A 19,527-nucleotide genomic window follows, 5' to 3' on the forward strand; every position below is an offset into this window, starting at 1 on the left:
CGAGTCCCCGGGAGCGTAGCCTACTACGTGACTGGGGTGAGCAAAGGCAGCCAACGCGGTTATCGCTTGAAAGCTGAAGGGCATATCAACCGTAGCGGCCGGTAATGTAGTCTTCAGTTTGTTTCTTCGCGGGCTTGGTGAACAGATCGTCCGTGTTGCTGAACTCAATCAATTCGCCCAGGTACATAAACGCCGTGTGGTCTGAACAACGTGCAGCCTGCTGCATGTTGTGGGTGACGATAACAACGGTGTAATCCTCTTTAAGCTCGGTGATCAGCTCTTCGATACGCCCGGTGGAGATCGGGTCGAGCGCTGAGCATGGCTCATCCAGCAGCAGTACTTCCGGGCGAATGGCGATACCACGCGCAATGCATAAACGCTGCTGCTGACCACCGGAGAGAGAGTACCCGCTCTGGTGCAGTTTATCTTTGGTTTCGTTCCATAATGCGGCCTTGGTCAACGCCCACTGCACACGCTCATCCATATCCGCACGGGAGAGCTTTTCAAACAGGCGTACACCAAATGCGATGTTGTCATAAATGGACATCGGGAACGGCGTCGGTTTCTGGAACACCATCCCCACTTTGGCACGAAGCAGTGCGATATCCTGGGTGTTGGTAAGTATATTGTCGCCATCCAGCAGGATTTCACCTTCTGCACGCTGCTCCGGGTACAATTCAAACATTTTGTTAAAAGTACGCAGCAACGTTGATTTACCGCAACCTGACGGACCGATAAACGCAGTTACCTGGTTTTTAGCGATATCCAGGTTGATGTTCTTCAGGGCATGGAATTTGCCGTAGTAGAAGTTCAGGTCACGTACTGAAATTTTACCCGGAGTCGTGTTAACCATACTCATCTCAATCTCTTCCTCATTCAGCGCCGCCGTCGTTGGCCGCGCCGTAAATAATTAACCGTGTTTCTTCTTCGCGAAAATCACGCGCGCCAGAATATTCAGCAACAGTACGCACAGGGTAATAATCAACACCCCGGCCCAGGCCAGTTGCTGCCATTCAGCAAATGGGCTCATCGCAAACTTAAATATCGTTACCGGCAGGTTGGCAATGGGTTGCATCATGTCGGTGCTCCAGAACTGATTGGAGAGCGACGTAAACAACAGCGGGGCGGTTTCACCCGCAATACGCGCAATCGCCAGCAGAACGCCTGTAATAATGCCGGAGACAGACGCTTTCAGGGTGATAGCAGAAATCATCTTCCACTTCGGCGTACCCAGCGCATATGCCGCTTCACGCAGGCTGTCCGGCACCAGTTTGAGCATGTTCTCGGTGGTGCGGATAACGATAGGCACCTGCAGCAGTGCCAGCGCGATAACACCCGCCCAGCCGGAGAAGTGCTCCATCTTCGCCACCACAATGGTGTAAACAAACAGACCAACAACAATTGATGGTGCAGAAAGCAGAATATCGTTGATAAAACGGATCACCTCAGCCAGCCAGGACTTACGCCCGTACTCGGCCAGATAGATGCCCGCCATAATACCGAGCGGTGTACCAAACACGGTCGCCCACAGAATCAACAGTCCGCTACCGGCCAGAGCGTTCGCCAGACCACCACCAGCGGTATTTGGCGGAGGCGTCATTTCGGTGAACAGTGCCAGCGACATGCCATCAATACCACGGGTAACCGTGGACATCAGGATCCAGATAAGCCAGAACAGACCGAATGCCATCGTCGCCATAGAGAGCGTCAGCGCGATGCGGTTTTTCATACGGCGACGCGCCTGCATCTTACGGCGGGATTCCGCCAGCGCGGCTGTGTTTTGCATTTCAAGCGTAGCCATTAGCGTGCCCCCTCGTTTTTCGCAAGGCGCATGATCATGAACTTAGATGCCGCCAGCACGATGAAGGTGATCACAAACAGGATCAGCCCCAGTTCCATCAGAGCAGCAACATGCAAGCCAGATTCCGCTTCGGCAAACTCATTCGCCAGCGCAGAGGTAATGCTGTTGCCCGGCATGTACAGCGACGCACTGTCGAGCTGGTAGGTGTTACCGATAATAAAGGTTACCGCCATGGTTTCACCCAACGCGCGCCCAAGACCCAGCATCACGCCACCAATCACACCATTTTTGGTGAACGGCAGGACGATACGCCAGATAACTTCCCAGGTAGTGCAACCGATACCATAGGCTGACTCTTTCATCAGCACCGGCGTTTGTTCGAACACATCGCGCATAACGGCTGCAATGTACGGGATGATCATGATGGCAAGGATCACGCCAGCGGCCAGAATACCAATGCCAAATGCCGGACCGGAGAACAGGGCACCAACAAACGGGATATTGGAAAGAATGTTACCGACTGGCTCCTGGAAGTAGGTTGCGAACAGCGGAGCAAAGATAAACAAGCCCCACATGCCGTAAACGATACTCGGGATCGCCGCCAGCAGTTCGATAGCGATACCCAGCGGGCGACGCAGCCAGCCAGGCGCTAATTCCGTCAGAAACAACGCAATGCCGAAGCTCACCGGAACGGCAATCAGCAGTGCAATAAGAGAGGTGACCAACGTACCGTAAATTGGTACCAGCGCACCGTAAATATCGTTTGGCGCATCCCATTCTTTGGTCCACAGGAACGAGAAACCAAATTTCTGGATGCTTGGCCAGGAGGAGATGACCAGAGAGACAATAATGCCACCCAACATCAATAGCACAATCAGCGCAGCCAGTTTTACCAGCGCACTGAATATCATGTCACCCTTTTTACCCGGAGGGTTAAAAGCAGGCTTGGTTGCAGCCATAAATTACTCTTTCCATTAAACACGTTTTACGAAGTTGCCCAAACCGGATGGCGCTACGCTTATCCGGTCTATACATAGGGCCTACAGTCTGAACCGTAGGGCGGATAAGCGTAGCGCCATCCGCCAATTCGTCAAAGATATTCTGTTAATACAGCGCTTTACCACTGCTGTCTTTCACGTTGGTCTTCCATGCAGCACGAATCTGCTCAACCACGCTGTCCGGCAGGCTGGCGTAATCCAGGTCATTGGCCTGCTTGCCGCCATTTTTGTATGCCCAGTCAAAGAATTTCAGCACCTCAGCGCCTTGCTCAGGTTTCTTCTGCTCTTTATGAACCAGAATGAAGGTTGTAGACGTGATTGGCCACGCCTCGTCACCTTTCTGGTTAGTCAGATCCTGGGCAAAAGTTTTGCTCCAGTCAGCGCCTTTAGCCGCATTAGCGAAACTTTCTTCGGTCGGACTTACCGGTTTGCCGTCAGCAGTAACCAGTTTGGTATAGGCCAGGTTGTTCTGCTTAGCATAAGCATATTCAACGTAGCCGATAGAGCCTGGCAGACGCTGTACGAACGCGGCGATACCGTCGTTGCCTTTACCACCCAGACCGGTTGGCCAGTTAACGGTAGAGCCTGAACCAATTTTAGATTTCCACTCTTCATTCACTTTTGCCAGATAGCTGGTGAATACGAAGGAAGTACCGGAACCATCAGCACGACGAACAACTGCGATATTCTGAGAAGGCAGTTTCAGACCCGGGTTCAGTTTGGTGATGGCTTCATCATCCCACTTCTTAATTTTGCCGAGATAGATGTCACCTAGCGTTTTACCGTCAAGCACCAGCTCACCGGATTTCAGGCCTGGGATATTCACCGCCAGCACCACACCGCCGATCACTGTTGGGAACTGGAAAAGACCTTCCTGTGCCAGTTTCTCATCAGACAATGGTGCATCAGATGCACCGAAATCAACGGTATTTGCAGTAATTTGTTTTACACCACCGGAGGAGCCGATACCCTGGTAGTTTACTTTGCTACCGGTCTCTTTCTGATAGGTATCAGCCCATTTGGCATACACCGGCGCAGGAAAAGTTGCACCTGCACCTGTCAGGCTTGCTGCTGCGAATACAGAGAAAGCACTCATCGATAAGGTCGCGGCGACAACAGTTGCGACAGTGGTACGCATAACTTTCATAATGTCTCCTGCACGATTTTCGTAAATCATTGTTAAGTGGCTACGATGAGCAAAATAGGATAAACAGGTGACAGTTAAATGTACGAAATATGACAGTTTTATGACAACGAAATAAATCAGACAAAACAAATAAAAAAAACCAATAAAAATAATCAGTTGAAATGAAACGTGACGGTAATATTTCGCAAAAAATTTCTTTTTATGACACTGAAAACAGTAGCTGAAGATGACGGTTTGTCACATAAAAAAAGCGGGATAGTTGATTAAAAACAGAACAACGAATAAAAAATGCCCCGCCAAAAGCGGGGCATTTTCACTATAACCGACTTACTCTACAGTAACCGATTTAGCCAGGTTACGCGGCTGATCCACATCGGTGCCTTTAATCAGCGCCACGTGATAAGCCAGCAACTGCAGCGGAACAGTGTAGAAGATCGGTGCAATGACCTCTTCCACATGCGGCATCTCAATGATGTGCATGTTTTCGCTGCTAGTGAACCCAGCATCCTGATCGGCGAAGACGTATAACTGGCCGCCGCGGGCACGAACTTCTTCAATGTTGGATTTCAGTTTTTCCAACAGTTCGTTGTTCGGTGCAACCACGATAACCGGCATATCGGCATCAATCAGCGCCAGCGGGCCGTGTTTCAGTTCGCCAGCGGCATAAGCTTCAGCGTGAATATAAGAGATCTCTTTTAACTTCAGCGCGCCTTCCAGCGCAATCGGATACTGATCGCCACGGCCAAGGAACAGCGCATGATGTTTGTCAGAGAAATCTTCCGCCAGAGCTGCGATACGTTTGTCCTGAGACAGCATCTGTTCAATGCGGCTCGGCAATGCCTGCAGACCGTGAACGATCTCCTGTTCGATTGACGCATCCAGGCCTTTCAGACGAGACAGTTTCGCCACCAGCATCAACAGAACTGTCAACTGAGTGGTAAATGCTTTCGTCGAAGCCACGCCTATTTCAGTCCCGGCATTGGTCATTATCGCCAGGTCTGATTCACGCACCAGAGAAGATCCCGGTACGTTACAGATAGCCAGCGATCCCAGATAGCCCAGATCTTTAGACAAGCGCAGACCCGCCAGGGTATCCGCCGTTTCACCAGACTGGGAAAGAGTGATCATCAGGCTGTTACGACGCACAGCTGATTTGCGATAGCGGAACTCGGAAGCGATTTCCACATCACAGGAAATACCTGCCAGCGACTCGAACCAGTAGCGGGATACCATACCTGAGTTGTACGAGGTACCACAGGCGATAATCTGGATATGCTCCACCTGAGACAGCAGCTCGTTGGCATTCGGACCCAGCTCGCTTAAATCCACTTCACCATGGCTGATACGCCCGGTAAGGGTGTTTTTAATCGCGTTCGGCTGTTCGTAAATCTCTTTCTGCATGTAGTGGCGGTAAATACCTTTTTCGCCAGCATCATATTGCAGACTGGATTCGATATCCTGACGTTTCACTTCTTCGCCAGACTTATCGAAAATAGAGACCGAACGGCGGGTAACTTCCGCAATATCGCCTTCTTCAAGGAAGATAAAGCGACGGGTAACCGGCAGCAACGCCAGCTGATCGGAAGCGATAAAATTCTCACCCATCCCCAAGCCAATAACCAGCGGGCTACCAGAACGTGCCGCCAGCAGGACTTCCGGGTTACGGGTATCCATGATCACCGTGCCGTATGCACCGCGCAGTTGCGGTATAGTCCGCAGTACAGCTTCACGTAGGGTTCCGCCCTGTTCCAGCTCCCAATGCACCAGGTGAGCAATCACTTCGGTGTCGGTTTCAGAAACAAAGGTGTAACCACGCGCTTTCAGCATTTCGCGTAGTGGTTCATGGTTTTCGATGATGCCGTTATGCACCACCACAATATGTTCAGAAACATGCGGATGCGCGTTCGCTTCTGAAGGTTCACCATGGGTCGCCCAACGGGTATGAGCAATACCAGTGCCGCCATGCAACGGATGCTCTTCCGCAGCAGCGGTAAGCATCTGTACTTTACCCAGACGACGCAGACGGGTCATGTTGCCTTCAGCATCGACAACTGCCAGACCGGCAGAGTCATAGCCACGATATTCCAGACGACGTAAACCTTCGAGAAGGATTTCAGCTACATCACGCTGCGCGATAGCGCCAACAATTCCACACATATTTTATGATTCCGAATTTAGGCATTATGCCTGTCGTTGTCGGTCAACCTGTTTACCCTTCGTCTTTCACGCCGTTGCTGCGTTGGCTGCACTTGTTCACTCCGGTCACTTACCTCAGTAAGCTCCCGAAGATTCCCAGGTTTGCCGCCTTGCTAAGGCGCGAAATACTTTGGGCAATGCCCGTATTCCGGGCTCCCCGAGCCTTGTAGAGAGTGGGGTTATTTTTATAGTTACTGCTATTGGGAGGGAGATATATATTTACCTCCTCATCCCTCTGTCTGCCTGATGATGGCTACGCCTTATCAGGCCTACAAAACTAAAATTATTTTTTTTTCACCGGACGTTTCCAGCCCTGCTTATGGACCTGCGGCACGCGGCTTAAAACCAGTTCATTATCGGCGATATTTCGCGTAACGGTAGTTCCGGCTGCGATAGTCGCGCCCTTACCCACGGTAACAGGAGCCACCAGCTGAGTGTCTGAACCAACAAAAACATCGTCGCCAATAATGGTTTTAAACTTATTGGCACCATCGTAGTTACAGGTGATCGTACCCGCACCGATATTCACATTATCGCCAATTTCCGCATCGCCCAGATAAGTCAAATGACCGGCTTTAGAGCCTTTACCCAGACGCGCTTTTTTCATTTCGACGAAGTTCCCTACGTGCGCGCCTTCCTGCAGTTCGGCTCCCGGGCGCAGACGCGCGAAAGGTCCGATAGTGCAAGCAGCGTCCAGGCGTGCATCTTCAACCACACTGTACGGACTAAGCTCACAGTCATCACCAATCACGCTGTTTTTGATGATGCACCCTGCGCCTATCTTCACGCGGTTCCCGAGCGTTACGTTACCTTCAATGATAACGTTAGTATCAATTTCAACATCGCGCCCGTGAATAAGCGTACCGCGCAGATCAAAACGAGCCGGATCGCGCAGCATAACCCCCGCCAACAGCAGTTTTTCAGCCTGTTCAGACTGGTACACGCGCTCCAGACGGGATAGTTGTAAGCGGTTATTCACGCCTTCCACTTCACTGAGTCTGTCCGGATGAACGGCAGTGATCTCACGACCTTCCTGCCAGGCAAGCGCTATGATATCGGTGATGTAGTATTCACCCTGCGCATTGTTGTTAGTCAATTTTGACAGCCAGCGCTTCATGTCCGCGCCGTTGGCAATCAGAATACCGGTGTTGATTTCCTGGATCTGACGCTGCTCGTCGGTAGCATCTTTATGCTCTACGATACCGGTGACTTTACCGTCATCACGCGTAATGCGCCCATAACCGGTTGGGTCGTCCAGTTTTACCGTTAATAGGCCGATGCCACCCTGCGGTTTTGCATCACGCAAGCGTTGTAACGTAGTAGTGGAGATTAGCGGGACATCGCCATAGAGCATTAAAATGTCTTCGTCATCACCAAAGAATGGCGCTGCCTGCTGCATCGCATGGCCGGTTCCCAGCTGCTCTGCCTGCAGAACCCAGTTAAGGTTGCCTTCTTTCAGTGTCTGCTTAAGCAAATCACCACCGTGTCCATAGACCAGGTGTACATGAGTTGCCCCTAATTCATTAGCAGCATCAATGACATGCTGGACCATCGCCTTTCCCGCGAGAGTGTGCAGCACTTTAGGGAGATCGGAATACATGCGTGTACCTTTGCCAGCGGCAAGGATCACGACGCTCATAGCACTATTCAACATACACGTCCTGACTTAAATTTGAGAACGAATTTATACCGTTTCACATTGAAATTACTACATTTTTTTCATCGTGAAATGGGCCGAAGATAAAACGTTCAATAGGAGAAAATACCTACCTGTTAATCAACTATTTTCATCTATATCGGCGTCTTTTGTCTCCCCGAAACCAGGAGTCTGTACCTATTAAAGCCTTAGGTTAATGTTTTTGCTATTTTTTTGCCTAATGAATAAAGAATTTAGTACATAGCACGCGATTTTATCGCTCAAATTCAGCCGGCAGCAGCAAAATACCTGCGAGTCATGATTTCAGACTATGCAGACAAAAATAGATAAGACAACTTGCTGTATTTAAGGGGAAAAGTACGAGAACAGGGAGTGAGACGACTGACGGCGCTTGCTTACAAACCACATTAAGCACAGCGCCACATTGCAGGCAGGGTATTACAGATTGAACATGCCGAAAGAAACGTTCATGTTGCTGAAAAGGGCGATGATTTTGTTGATCAATTTCATGTTGGTATCCTGTTTTTATCTGAGTTAATTATGTGACACTCATCACAAAAACAAGTCTACGCTTCATTTTTTAATCGATCAATATTTACGTGATACAGATCACATAAATATTAAAATAGCTTTTCAGCTTATATAACTTAAACCACAGGCATAAAAAAACCAGCCTGAAATCAGACTGGTTTTTGTGTTTTCAAGCCGGTGTTACATCGCTTTTTTGGTCAACTCGATAACGCGCAATTTCGCGATCGCTTTGGCCAGTTCCGCAGATGCCTGAGCGTAATCCACGTCACCGTGAGAGCTCTTAATGTGCTCTTCAGCCTTACGTTTCGCTTCCAGGGCTCTCGCTTCATCGAGATCCTGCCCGCGAATCGCGGTATCAGCCAGTACGGTCACATTGCCAGGCTGCACTTCAAGAATGCCGCCGGACAGGTAGATAAACTCTTCATGACCGAACTGTTTAACGATGCGGATCATACCAGGCTTAATGGCGGTGAGCAGCGGGGCATGCCCTGGGAAAATACCCAGTTCACCTTCACTACCCGTTACCTGGATTTTTTCGACCAGACCAGAGAACATTTGTTGCTCTGCGCTGACGACGTCCAGGTGGTAAGTCATTGCCATATCACCCTCCGATTAAGGCGTTAAAGTTTTTTGGCTTTTTCCACGGCTTCGTCGATAGAACCAACCATGTAGAACGCCTGCTCTGGCAGGTGATCGTATTCGCCTTCCATGATGCCTTTAAAGCCACGGATGGTGTCTTTCAGGGAAACATATTTACCAGGGGAACCGGTAAATACTTCCGCGACGAAGAACGGCTGGGACAGGAAGCGCTGGATCTTACGCGCACGTGCTACCACCAGTTTATCTTCTTCAGACAATTCATCCATACCCAGGATGGCGATGATGTCTTTCAGTTCCTGATAACGCTGCAGCAGGGACTGTACGCCACGCGCAGTGTCGTAGTGTTCCTGACCAACAACCAGCGGATCCAACTGACGGCTGGTGGAATCCAGCGGGTCAACTGCCGGGTAGATACCCAGAGATGCGATCTGACGGCTCAGTACCACGGTTGCATCCAAGTGAGCAAAGGTGGTTGCTGGGGATGGGTCAGTCAAGTCATCCGCAGGTACGTATACCGCCTGAACGGAGGTGATAGAACCGGTTTTAGTAGAGGTGATACGTTCCTGAAGAACACCCATCTCTTCCGCCAGGGTCGGCTGGTAGCCTACCGCTGAAGGCATACGACCCAGCAGAGCAGATACTTCCGTACCGGCCAGGGTGTAACGATAGATGTTATCAACGAACAACAGAACGTCACGACCTTCGTCACGGAACTTCTCAGCCATAGTCAGACCGGTCAGAGCAACGCGCAGACGGTTTCCCGGCGGCTCGTTCATCTGGCCATAAACCAGGGATACTTTATCCAGAACGTTAGAGTCGGTCATTTCGTGGTAGAAGTCGTTACCCTCACGAGTACGCTCACCAACACCTGCAAACACGGAGTAACCGGAGTGTTCGATCGCGATGTTACGGATCAGCTCCATCATGTTTACGGTTTTACCTACACCCGCACCACCGAACAGACCAACTTTACCGCCCTTCGCGAACGGACACATCAGGTCGATAACTTTGATACCGGTTTCCAGCAGTTCCTGAGAGCTGGACAGCTCTTCATAGGACGGTGCTGCGCGGTGGATAGCCCAACGCTCTTCTTCACCGATATCGCCTTTCATGTCGATCGGGTGACCCAGAACGTTCATGATACGACCCAGGGTTGCTTTACCTACCGGGACTTCGATCGGGTGTTCGAGGTCTTTAACTTCCAGACCACGACGCAGACCGTCGGAAGAACCCATGGCGATGGTACGCACGATACCGCCGCCGAGCTGCTGCTGAACTTCCAGCACCAGGCTCTCATTACCATTCATAACCTCAAGAGCATCGTACACGCGCGGTACGGCATCCTGAGGGAATTCGACGTCAACCACGGCGCCGATTACCTGGACAATTTTTCCAGTAGCCATCTTGAATCCTCTACGAATTAACCTGGTTATACCGCGGATGCACCACCGACGATTTCGGTGAGTTCCTGAGTAATGCTGGCCTGACGAGCTTTGTTGTATACCAACTGCAGCTCTTTAATCAGGCTGCCGCCATTGTCGGTCGCGGCTTTCATCGCCACCATACGTGCGGCCTGCTCGCTGGCCAGGTTTTCTACCACACCCTGATAAACCTGAGATTCAACGTAACGACGCAGCAGAGTATCCAGCAGCGGTTTCGGGTCTGGTTCATACAGGTAATCCCAGGCTTTTTGTTTTAACTCTTCATCTTCTGATGCCGGTAACGGCAACAGTTGGGTAAGAGTTGGCACCTGAGACATGGTGTTAATAAATTTGTTGCTGACAACGTACAGTCTGTCCAGACGGCCTTCATCGTAGGCCTGCAGCATCACTTTAACCGGACCGATCAGTTCGGACAGGGAAGGGTTATCCCCCATACCGGTTACCTGAGCAACCACGTTACCGCCAACGGAGTTAAAGAAAGACACGCCCTTAGAGCCGATCATTGCGATGTCGCACTGAACGCCTTTATCGGACCATGTTTTCATATCTGCCAGCAGTTTTTTGAACAGGTTAATGTTCAAGCCGCCACACAGACCACGATCGGTCGACACCACCAGGTAGCCCACGCGTTTAACGTCGCGTTCTTCCAGGTAAGGGTGCTTATATTCCAGATTACCATTCGCAAGGTGACCAATCACTTTGCGCATGGTCTCTGCATAAGGACGGCTGGCCGCCATGCGATCCTGCGATTTACGCATTTTGGAAGCGGCGACCATCTCCATCGCTTTAGTGATCTTCTGCGTGTTCTGGACGCTTGCGATCTTACTACGTATCTCTTTTGCGCCGGCCATGAGCTTCTCCTCAATGCCTTGCGGTCCGTCCTAGGACAGACCGCCAGACGTTACCAGGACTGGGTTGCTTTGAAGGAATCGAGGATAGCTTTCAGCTTGCCTTCGATTTCATCGTTATAGCCACCGGACTGGTTAATCTCTTGCATCAGCGGAGCGTGGTCACGGTCGACGTAAGCCAGCAGAGCAGCTTCGAAACTACCGATTTTCGCCAGTTCCACATCTTCGAGGTAACCGCGTTCAGCCGCAAACAGCACCACACCCTGCTGTGCTACAGACATTGGGGCATACTGTTTCTGCTTCAGCAGTTCAGTTACTTTCTGACCGTGGCTCAGCTGCTTACGCGTAGCTTCATCCAGGTCGGAAGCGAACTGAGAAAACGCTGCCAGTTCACGATACTGTGCCAGTGCGGTACGAATACCACCGGACAGTTTCTTAATGATCTTGGTCTGCGCTGCGCCACCTACACGAGATACGGAGATACCCGGGTTAACTGCCGGACGAATACCGGAGTTAAACAGGTTGGTTTCCAGGAAGATCTGACCATCGGTAATGGAAATTACGTTGGTCGGAACGAACGCAGAAACGTCACCCGCCTGGGTTTCGATAATCGGCAGAGCGGTCAGGGAGCCGGTTTTACCTTTAACTTCACCATTGGTGAACTTCTCAACGTATTCCGCGTTAACGCGGGATGCGCGTTCCAGCAGACGGGAGTGGAGGTAAAATACGTCGCCCGGGAATGCTTCACGTCCTGGCGGACGACGGAGCAGCAGGGAAACCTGACGGTAAGCAACGGCCTGTTTGGACAGGTCATCATAAACGATCAGTGCATCTTCGCCGCGGTCACGGAAGTATTCGCCCATTGCGCAACCGGCATATGGCGCCAGATATTGCAGTGCAGCGGATTCAGACGCGGTTGCCACAACAACGATGGTGTTGGACAGTGCGCCGTGTTCTTCCAGTTTACGAACCACGTTAGAAATAGTGGACGCTTTCTGGCCAATAGCCACGTACACACATTTGATGCCGGAATCGCGCTGGTTGATGATCGCATCGATTGCCATCGCGGTTTTACCGGTCTGACGGTCACCGATGATCAATTCACGCTGACCACGACCGATTGGGATCATAGCATCAACGGATTTATAACCGGTCTGTACCGGCTGATCGACGGACTGACGTTCGATTACGCCCGGAGCGATAACTTCGATTGGCGAGAAGCCATCGTTATCAACCGGACCTTTACCGTCGATTGGGGAACCCAGAGTGTTCACCACACGACCCAGCAGGCCACGGCCAACCGGAACTTCCAGAATACGACCCGTACACTTAACCTTCATGCCTTCGGCGAGGTCAGCGTATGGACCCATCACAACTGCACCTACGGAGTCGCGCTCCAGGTTCAGTGCGATTGCGTAACGGTTACCCGGCAGGGAAATCATCTCACCCTGCATACAGTCGGCAAGGCCGTGGATGCGGATAACACCGTCACTTACAGAAACAATAGTACCTTCGTTGTGAGCTTCGCTCACAACACTGAACTGAGCAATGCGCTGCTTGATCAGTTCGCTGATTTCGGTGGAATTCAGTTGCATGCTCCAGTCCCCTTAAGACTGCAAGACGTCTGCAAGGCGTTCAAGACGGCCGCGTACGCTGCCATCAATGACCATATCACCCGCACGGATGATTACGCCTGCCATTACAGACTTATCGATTTTGCAATTCAGCTTAACTTTGCGTGACAGACGTTTTTCCATCGCTGCACTAATCTTCGTAAGCTGTTCATCACTCAGTGCATTGGCAGAAGTAACTTCTACCTCAGAGATCGCCTCACTGGCTGCACGCAGGTGAATAAACTGCTCAAGAACATCCGGGAGCGCATTCAGACGGTTATTTTCAGCCATCACCTTAATCAGGTTTTGGCCGTTTTCGTCCAGCTGCTCACCGCAGACTGCGATAAACGACTCAGCGAGCGTTTCCGGCGCCAGCGCGCCAGAGAGAAGCTCTGCCATTTGTTCGTTTTTCGTCACCTCAGCGGCAAACATCAGCATATCTTGCCAACGGTCAACGCTTTGGTGCTCAACGGCAAAGTCAAAAGCTGCTTTGGCGTAGGGGCGAGCTACCGTAATAAATTCAGACATCAGCCCCTCCCTCCTTACAGTTCAGCGACAAGTTTGTCCACGATGTCGCTGTTAGCAGCTTCATCCACGGAACGTTCGATGATCTTCTCGGCGCCAGCAACAGCCAGGATAGCAACTTGCTTACGCAGCTCTTCGCGAGCACGTTTACGCTCGGCTTCAATTTCCGCCTGCGCTTGTGCCACGATTTTAGTACGTTCCTGCTCTGCTTCAGTTTTGGCTTCGTCCAGGATCTGAGCGCGACGTTTGTTCGCCTGCTCGATGATTACCTGAGCTTCCGCTTTAGCCTTTTTCAGCTGGTCGGTCGCGCTGGCCTTTGCAAGGTCAAGATCCTTATGTGCTCGTTCCGCAGAAGCAAGACCGTCAGCAATTTCTTTTTGACGTTTTTCGATGGCAGCCATTAACGGCGGCCATACGTACTTCATGCAGAACAGAACGAACAGGACAAACGCGATGGCCTGGCCGAGGATTGTTGCGTTAAGATTCACAGCACAATGCCTCTATCTAGTTAACGTTCTGATATTGCTTTTAATTCAAGCAACGCTTACTACGCGACAGCGAACATCACGTACAGACCCAGACCTACAGCGATCATCGGGATAGCATCCACCAGACCCATAACGATAAAGAACTGAGTACGCAGCAGAGGAATCAGATCAGGTTGACGCGCTGCGCCTTCCAGGAATTTACCCCCGAGGATGCCGATACCGATCGCAGCACCGATTGCCGCCAGACCCATCATCACAGCGGCAGCCATGTACAGCAGATCCATATTCAGGTTTTCCATGACAGTCTCCAGTTTGTTTCAGTTAAAACGTAGTAGTGTTGGTAAATTAATGCTCTTCAGACGCCATCGACAGATAGACAATCGTCAGAACCATGAAGATGAAGGCTTGCAGCGTGATAATCAGTATGTGGAAAATGGCCCATGGCACATTCAGGATCCACTGTGACCACCACGGCAACAGACCAGCAATCAGAATGAAAATCAGCTCACCAGCGTACATGTTGCCGAACAGTCGCAGACCAAGAGAAACTGGTTTGGACAGCAGGCTTACCCCTTCAAGGATTAAGTTGACAGGAATGAACGCCCAGTGATTGAACGGCTGCAGCGTCAACTCTTTCGTGAAGCCACCGATGCCTTTCATTTTGATGCTGTAGAACAGAATGAGGATAAATACGCCCAGCGCCATAGACAGGGTGATGTTCACGTCAGCAGACGGAACCACACGCAGAGCTGGCAGACCAAAGATATGCTCACCGATGTACGGCAGCAGGTCGATAGGCAGTAAGTCCATCATGTTCATCAGGAATACCCAGACGAAAATCGTCAGGGCCAGCGGAGCAATCAGCTTGCTTTTGCCATGGTACATGTCTTTCACGCTACCATTTACAAAGCCGATTACCAGCTCAATCGCGGTCTGAAATTTACCTGGTACGCCGCTGGTCGCCTTTTTGGCAACGCTACGGAACATAAGCAGGAACAACAGACCCAGAACCACCGAGAAAAACATGGAGTCAATATTGAGCGTCCAGAAGGTGGCTGGGGGGTTGTGCGGATCCACCAGCGAGAATGTACGCAGGTCCAACTGAAGGTTGTTCAGATGGTGTCCTATGTAATCCTGCGGCGTCATATTTTCTGAAGCCATGATGCCTTTACCCTTTGTTGTTAATTACAGCCGGCGCCAGTATCTGAACCACCAGCACCAAAACCCACGTAACGATCAGCGGTAAGAATACCGCCTTCAAAACCGCCAACGCCACCACCAGCAAAACCAGCATCGCTAACACCTTGAAGGCTTCGCCGAAGGCGAACGACCAGGCAACTCGGCCCTTTGCTGGTGTATGCGCCTGGTGACGCCAGGCAAATATCATAAACAACATATTCGGCAGTAACACTGCCAAACCCCCGCATAATGCGGAGATGCCCCAGAAAGGGTCTTTGAGGCTAAACAGCAATCCACTTGCTATTACCGCCAGAAGCTGTGTGAGCAAAAGCTTACGAGCAACGTTTCGACTCAAGAGCGACATAGACATCACGTTTTTACTCCTGCTCCCTTCGAGGTATGCCGCGTGTCGTATAAAACGTTCTTTATGGCTTAGAGTCAAGCATCAAAAAGCGGTCAAATTATACGGTGCGCCTTCGTGATTTCAAACAATAAGTAGCTAAAAAGTGAATAAATGTTTAAATATTTTTCTCTGGGCCTCATTTATTACTTTTCGGCAAACTGTGAACGATCATGCAAAACTGCAAATACCGCGTAAACACTGGCGATAAAGCGTGCACCAGATCACATATCGAACATATTCACCTTCGCATAATTTATTTACGTGGCAAATGATGCCTTTTCATCTTTTTGATATTTAAGCGTAAAAATCGTCACTGTTTTAGAAATAGCGCCTAACAACAAAAAAACCACTCATTGACATTTATAATAAAAAATTAACACAAAACGGTAATTCTTACGTTCTATTTTTAGCAGACTGATATTTTCACAGTTGACTTGTTTCGCATTTAACAAAAAACGGTACGTTATAGTTATGATGCAAAACAGTAAGGCACAGGTGAAATGTAACAACATTTAACCCCACTACACCCTCCAATTTTTAACACCTGAAGCACCGCTTTTTTTCTATTTTTTTTGACAAATATTAAATTTTGTTTGGCTTAATAACCACCAGATGGCGTTCACCGTCCAGCTGTGGAACCCGTAATTTTTCAACAGACTCGACGCTAAATTCAGCAGGTAGAGAGGCTATCTCATCTTCAGGCAACTGTCCCTTTAACGCGTAAAAACGCCCGTTTTGACCGGGTAAATGATGACACCAACTCACCATGTCGTTAAGCGACGCAAAAGCACGGCTTATCACCCCATCAAATGGAGGTTCAGAAGGAAACTCTTCAACCCGGCTCTGTACAGGGGTGATGTTAGTAAGCGCAAGCTCATGTTGCACCTGGCGCAGGAAGCGAACACGTTTCCCCAGGCTATCCAGCAGCGTAAAATGGGCGTCAGGACGAACTATGGAGAGCGGAATGCCCGGCAGACCAGGGCCAGTACCAACGTCAATAAAGCGCTCCCCCTGCAAATGAGGTGCGACTACGATGCTGTCCAGAATATGGCGCACCAGCATTTCATTGGGATCCCGCACCGATGTCAGATTGTACGCTTTGTTCCATTTGTGCAGCATATCGACATACGCAATCAACTGATTTTTCTGGTGATCGGTAAGCGAAATACCAGCATCAGCCAGCAGACGAGAGAGTTTGTTGAGCACGGCAGTTACCTGTCTATAAAATTTGCCCGGTGGTGTTTTGCTTACCAGGCTAACGAATCGGTAGGGCGGGTAAACAAAACGCACCCGCCAAAATTGGCTTTACGCGCTGCGGCGCAGCATACCTTGTTTTTTCAGCCATACCAGCAGAATGGAGATGGCCGCAGGTGTCACACCAGAAATACGTGATGCCTGACCAATCGACACAGGTTTGTGATCATTAAGCTTGGCAATAACTTCATTCGATAAACCGGAAACCTGGCGATAGTCCAGAGTCGCAGGCAACAAAGTGTTTTCATTACGTTGCTGCCGGTCTATTTCATCCTGCTGACGGGCAATATACCCTTCGTATTTAACCTGAATCTCAACCTGTTCTGCGGCCTGTGCATCGTCAAGACCCGGGGCGAACGCAGACAAAGATGTCAGCTGTGCGTAGGTCATATCCGGGCGACGCAGAAGATCTTCACCACTGGCTTCACGTGACAGAGGAGTCGCAAGGTGAGCGTTCACTTCAGCGGCAGACTCAGCTAACGGGTTCACCCAGGTCGATTTAAGACGTTGACGTTCTTGTTCGATGCGCTCCAGTTTTTCATTGAAACGCGCCCAGCGTTCGTCATCCACCAGACCCAGCTCGCGGCCCATTTCTGTCAGACGGAGATCGGCGTTATCTTCACGCAACATCAAACGATATTCCGCACGTGAGGTAAACATACGGTACGGTTCTTTGGTACCCAGTGTACAAAGATCATCGACTAATACGCCAAGGTATGCCTGAGAACGTGCAGGAGCCCAGCCTTCTTTGTTAGCTGACAGACGGGCAGCGTTCAGGCCAGCAAGCAGACCCTGTGCCGCGGCTTCTTCATAACCTGTCGTGCCGTTGATTTGTCCGGCAAAGAACAATCCCTGGATAAATTTGCTTTCCAGAGTGGGTTTCAGATCGCGTGGGTCGAAGAAGTCATACTCAATAGCATAGCCGGGGCGAACGATTCTCGCGTTTTCCATCCCCTGCATAGAGCGAACAATCTGCATCTGTACATCGAATGGCAGGCTGGTGGAGATGCCGTTCGGGTAAATTTCGTTGGAAGTCAGTCCTTCTGGTTCGAGGAAGATCTGATGTTGGTTACGATCGGCAAAACGCATTACTTTGTCTTCGATCGATGGGCAGTAACGTGGACCAATGCCTTCGATCACACCAGCATACATTGGACTACGATCGAGGTTATTTCGGATCACGTCATGGGTTTTCTCGTTGGTATGCGTGATGTAGCAAGGTACCTGATTGGGATGCTGCGAGGCGCTACCCATAAACGAGAAAACTGGCATTGGGTTATCGCCGTGCTGCTGCGCCAGTACGCTGAAATCGATAGTACGGGCATCAATGCGCGGTGGTGTTCCGGTTTTGAGGCGGCTCACGCGCAGCGGGAGTTCACGCAAGCGACGTGACAATGGAATAGACGGCGGATCGCCAGCACGGCCACCGCTGTAGTTGTCCAGACCGATATGTATTTTACCATCGAGGAAGGTACCCACGGTCAGAACCACCGCTTTGGCACGGAACTTCAAACCCATTTGAGTAACGGCACCAACAACACGATCGTTTTCAACAATCAGATCTTCAACCGCCTGCTGGAAGATCATCAGGTTTGGCTGATTCTCCAGCGCAGTGCGTACAGCCTGCCGATAGAGCACACGATCCGCCTGAGCACGGGTCGCTCGGACGGCAGGTCCTTTGCTCGCGTTTAGTATCCTAAACTGAATACCGGCATGGTCGATCGCTTTGGCCATCAGCCCACCAAGCGCATCCACTTCTTTTACCAGGTGTCCCTTCCCAATGCCGCCAATGGCCGGGTTGCAGCTCATCTGCCCCAGCGTGTCGATATTGTGTGTCAAAAGCAGAGTCTGCTGACCCATCCGCGCCGCTGCCATTGCGGCCTCGGTGCCTGCATGACCCCCGCCAATGATGATGACGTCAAAAGGATCCTGATAAAACATGGTAATTGCCTCGCATAACGCGGTGTGAAAATGGATTGAAGCCCGGGCCGTGGATTCTACTCAACTTTAGTCGATGGAGAAAGACCTGGGATCCTGGGTATTAAAAAGAAGATCTTTTTATTTAGAGATCTGTTTTATTGTGATCTCTTATTAGGATCGCGACTTTCTGTGGATAAGGGCGATCCTTTGAATAAGATCAACAGGTTGTTGAGGATCATTAGCTGTGAATGATCGGTGATCCTGGTCCGTATAAGCTGGGATCAGAATGAAGGGTTATACACAACTCAAAAACTGAACAACGGTTGTTCTTTGGATAACTACTGGTTAATCCAAGCTTACTACCAGAGTTATCCACACTCGATCGCACGATCTTTACACATTTTTGAGTAAATTAATCCAGGATCCCAGCCAAACTTCCGCTGGATCCTCCGGAATATCGTGTTCAAGGACATTGATCCTGAGTGTTTCGCCGATCTGTTTTGCACCAGACGATGTCAGTTCAGCCTGTAATTTGTCGATCGCGCCACAGAAGGTGTCATATTCGCGGCTGCCAATACCAATTGCACCGAAACGAACCTGAGAAAGGTCTGTTTTCTGAGACTGAAGATCTTTATAGAAAGGAAGCAGGTTATCCGGGATGTCTCCAGCTCCGTGTGTTGAGCTGATCACCAACCAAATACCAGAGGTAGGGAGCTCCTCTACTTGCGGTCCGTGCAGTGTTTCGGTTGAAAAACCTGCATCTTCCAGCTTTTCAGCCAGATGTTCCGCAACGTATTCGGCACCACCAAGGGTACTACCGCTGATAAGAGTAATGTCCGCCATATGAGCCCATCCTGATAAAGAGGGGCTATTGTACGCTGTGAGTGAGCTGGGATCTACCTGTGGAAAAGCAGGGAATTAAAAA

General features: G+C 50.4%; 18 protein-coding genes. All 18 read right to left on the reverse strand.

Annotated elements, in window-relative coordinates:
* Positions 1 to 85: 85 nt before the first annotated feature.
* On the reverse strand, positions 86 to 859 hold the full coding sequence (gene pstB / locus OH663_RS08130; RefSeq protein WP_045448988.1) for a phosphate ABC transporter ATP-binding protein PstB: 774 nt from the start codon (positions 857 to 859) through the stop codon (positions 86 to 88).
* 51 nt (positions 860 to 910) lie between these two features.
* On the reverse strand, positions 911 to 1,801 hold the full coding sequence (gene pstA, locus OH663_RS08135; RefSeq protein WP_045448990.1) for a phosphate ABC transporter permease PstA: 891 nt from the start codon (positions 1,799 to 1,801) through the stop codon (positions 911 to 913).
* Positions 1,801 to 2,760: a phosphate ABC transporter permease PstC gene (gene pstC / locus OH663_RS08140; protein ID WP_045448992.1), complete on the reverse strand. Its 960-nt coding sequence runs from the start codon at positions 2,758 to 2,760 to the stop codon at positions 1,801 to 1,803. The genes pstA and pstC overlap by 1 nt, the downstream gene beginning before the upstream one ends.
* Positions 2,761 to 2,905: 145 nt before the next feature.
* Positions 2,906 to 3,946: a phosphate ABC transporter substrate-binding protein PstS gene (pstS, locus tag OH663_RS08145; protein WP_045449847.1), complete on the reverse strand. Its 1,041-nt coding sequence runs from the start codon at positions 3,944 to 3,946 to the stop codon at positions 2,906 to 2,908.
* Positions 3,947 to 4,273: 327 nt separating this feature from the next.
* Positions 4,274 to 6,103, reverse strand: a complete 1,830-nt coding sequence (gene glmS, locus OH663_RS08150; RefSeq protein ID WP_200011113.1) for a glutamine--fructose-6-phosphate transaminase (isomerizing) — start codon at positions 6,101 to 6,103, stop codon at positions 4,274 to 4,276.
* A 322-nt stretch (positions 6,104 to 6,425) separates the two neighbouring features.
* Positions 6,426 to 7,796: a bifunctional UDP-N-acetylglucosamine diphosphorylase/glucosamine-1-phosphate N-acetyltransferase GlmU gene (gene glmU, locus OH663_RS08155; RefSeq protein ID WP_200011112.1), complete on the reverse strand. Its 1,371-nt coding sequence runs from the start codon at positions 7,794 to 7,796 to the stop codon at positions 6,426 to 6,428.
* 714 nt (positions 7,797 to 8,510) lie between these two features.
* Positions 8,511 to 8,930 carry a F0F1 ATP synthase subunit epsilon gene (locus tag OH663_RS08160; RefSeq protein WP_005121460.1) on the reverse strand — a complete coding sequence of 140 codons (420 nt, stop codon included), beginning with the start codon at positions 8,928 to 8,930 and terminating at the stop codon, positions 8,511 to 8,513.
* Between the two features lie 20 nt (positions 8,931 to 8,950).
* Positions 8,951 to 10,333, reverse strand: coding sequence for a F0F1 ATP synthase subunit beta (gene atpD, locus OH663_RS08165; protein ID WP_045448998.1), 1,383 nt, complete (start codon positions 10,331 to 10,333; stop codon positions 8,951 to 8,953).
* 26 nt (positions 10,334 to 10,359) lie between these two features.
* The gene (gene atpG, locus OH663_RS08170; protein WP_005121458.1) at positions 10,360 to 11,223 is read right to left on the reverse strand and encodes a F0F1 ATP synthase subunit gamma; all 864 of its coding nucleotides are present in this window, start codon (positions 11,221 to 11,223) and stop codon (positions 10,360 to 10,362) included.
* Positions 11,224 to 11,273: 50 nt separating this feature from the next.
* Positions 11,274 to 12,815, reverse strand: a complete 1,542-nt coding sequence (gene atpA / locus OH663_RS08175; protein ID WP_003827026.1) for a F0F1 ATP synthase subunit alpha — start codon at positions 12,813 to 12,815, stop codon at positions 11,274 to 11,276.
* Between the two features lie 12 nt (positions 12,816 to 12,827).
* On the reverse strand, positions 12,828 to 13,361 hold the full coding sequence (gene atpH, locus OH663_RS08180) for a F0F1 ATP synthase subunit delta (protein ID WP_045449001.1): 534 nt from the start codon (positions 13,359 to 13,361) through the stop codon (positions 12,828 to 12,830).
* 14 nt (positions 13,362 to 13,375) lie between these two features.
* Positions 13,376 to 13,846, reverse strand: coding sequence for a F0F1 ATP synthase subunit B (atpF, locus tag OH663_RS08185; protein ID WP_003023796.1), 471 nt, complete (start codon positions 13,844 to 13,846; stop codon positions 13,376 to 13,378).
* A gap of 59 nt (positions 13,847 to 13,905) precedes the next feature.
* Positions 13,906 to 14,145: a F0F1 ATP synthase subunit C gene (gene atpE / locus OH663_RS08190; RefSeq protein ID WP_000429386.1), complete on the reverse strand. Its 240-nt coding sequence runs from the start codon at positions 14,143 to 14,145 to the stop codon at positions 13,906 to 13,908.
* Between the two features lie 46 nt (positions 14,146 to 14,191).
* Entirely contained in the window at positions 14,192 to 15,007 is an 816-nt protein-coding gene (gene atpB / locus OH663_RS08195; protein ID WP_045449004.1) for a F0F1 ATP synthase subunit A, read from the reverse strand.
* A gap of 7 nt (positions 15,008 to 15,014) precedes the next feature.
* A complete protein-coding gene (gene atpI, locus OH663_RS08200) occupies positions 15,015 to 15,395 on the reverse strand; it encodes a F0F1 ATP synthase subunit I (RefSeq protein WP_045449005.1) in 381 nt (126 codons plus the stop codon).
* A gap of 615 nt (positions 15,396 to 16,010) precedes the next feature.
* Complete coding sequence (gene rsmG, locus OH663_RS08205; protein WP_045449007.1) at positions 16,011 to 16,634, reverse strand: 16S rRNA (guanine(527)-N(7))-methyltransferase RsmG; 624 nt, start codon at positions 16,632 to 16,634, stop codon at positions 16,011 to 16,013.
* A gap of 99 nt (positions 16,635 to 16,733) precedes the next feature.
* Complete coding sequence (mnmG, locus tag OH663_RS08210; protein WP_045449009.1) at positions 16,734 to 18,623, reverse strand: tRNA uridine-5-carboxymethylaminomethyl(34) synthesis enzyme MnmG; 1,890 nt, start codon at positions 18,621 to 18,623, stop codon at positions 16,734 to 16,736.
* Positions 18,624 to 18,995: 372 nt separating this feature from the next.
* Complete coding sequence (mioC, locus tag OH663_RS08215; RefSeq protein WP_045449011.1) at positions 18,996 to 19,445, reverse strand: FMN-binding protein MioC; 450 nt, start codon at positions 19,443 to 19,445, stop codon at positions 18,996 to 18,998.
* Positions 19,446 to 19,527: the final 82 nt, after the last annotated feature.

It is taken from the genome of Citrobacter sp. Marseille-Q5395 (assembly GCF_947057495.1).
Taxonomy (GTDB): Bacteria; Pseudomonadota; Gammaproteobacteria; order Enterobacterales; family Enterobacteriaceae; genus Citrobacter; species Citrobacter murliniae.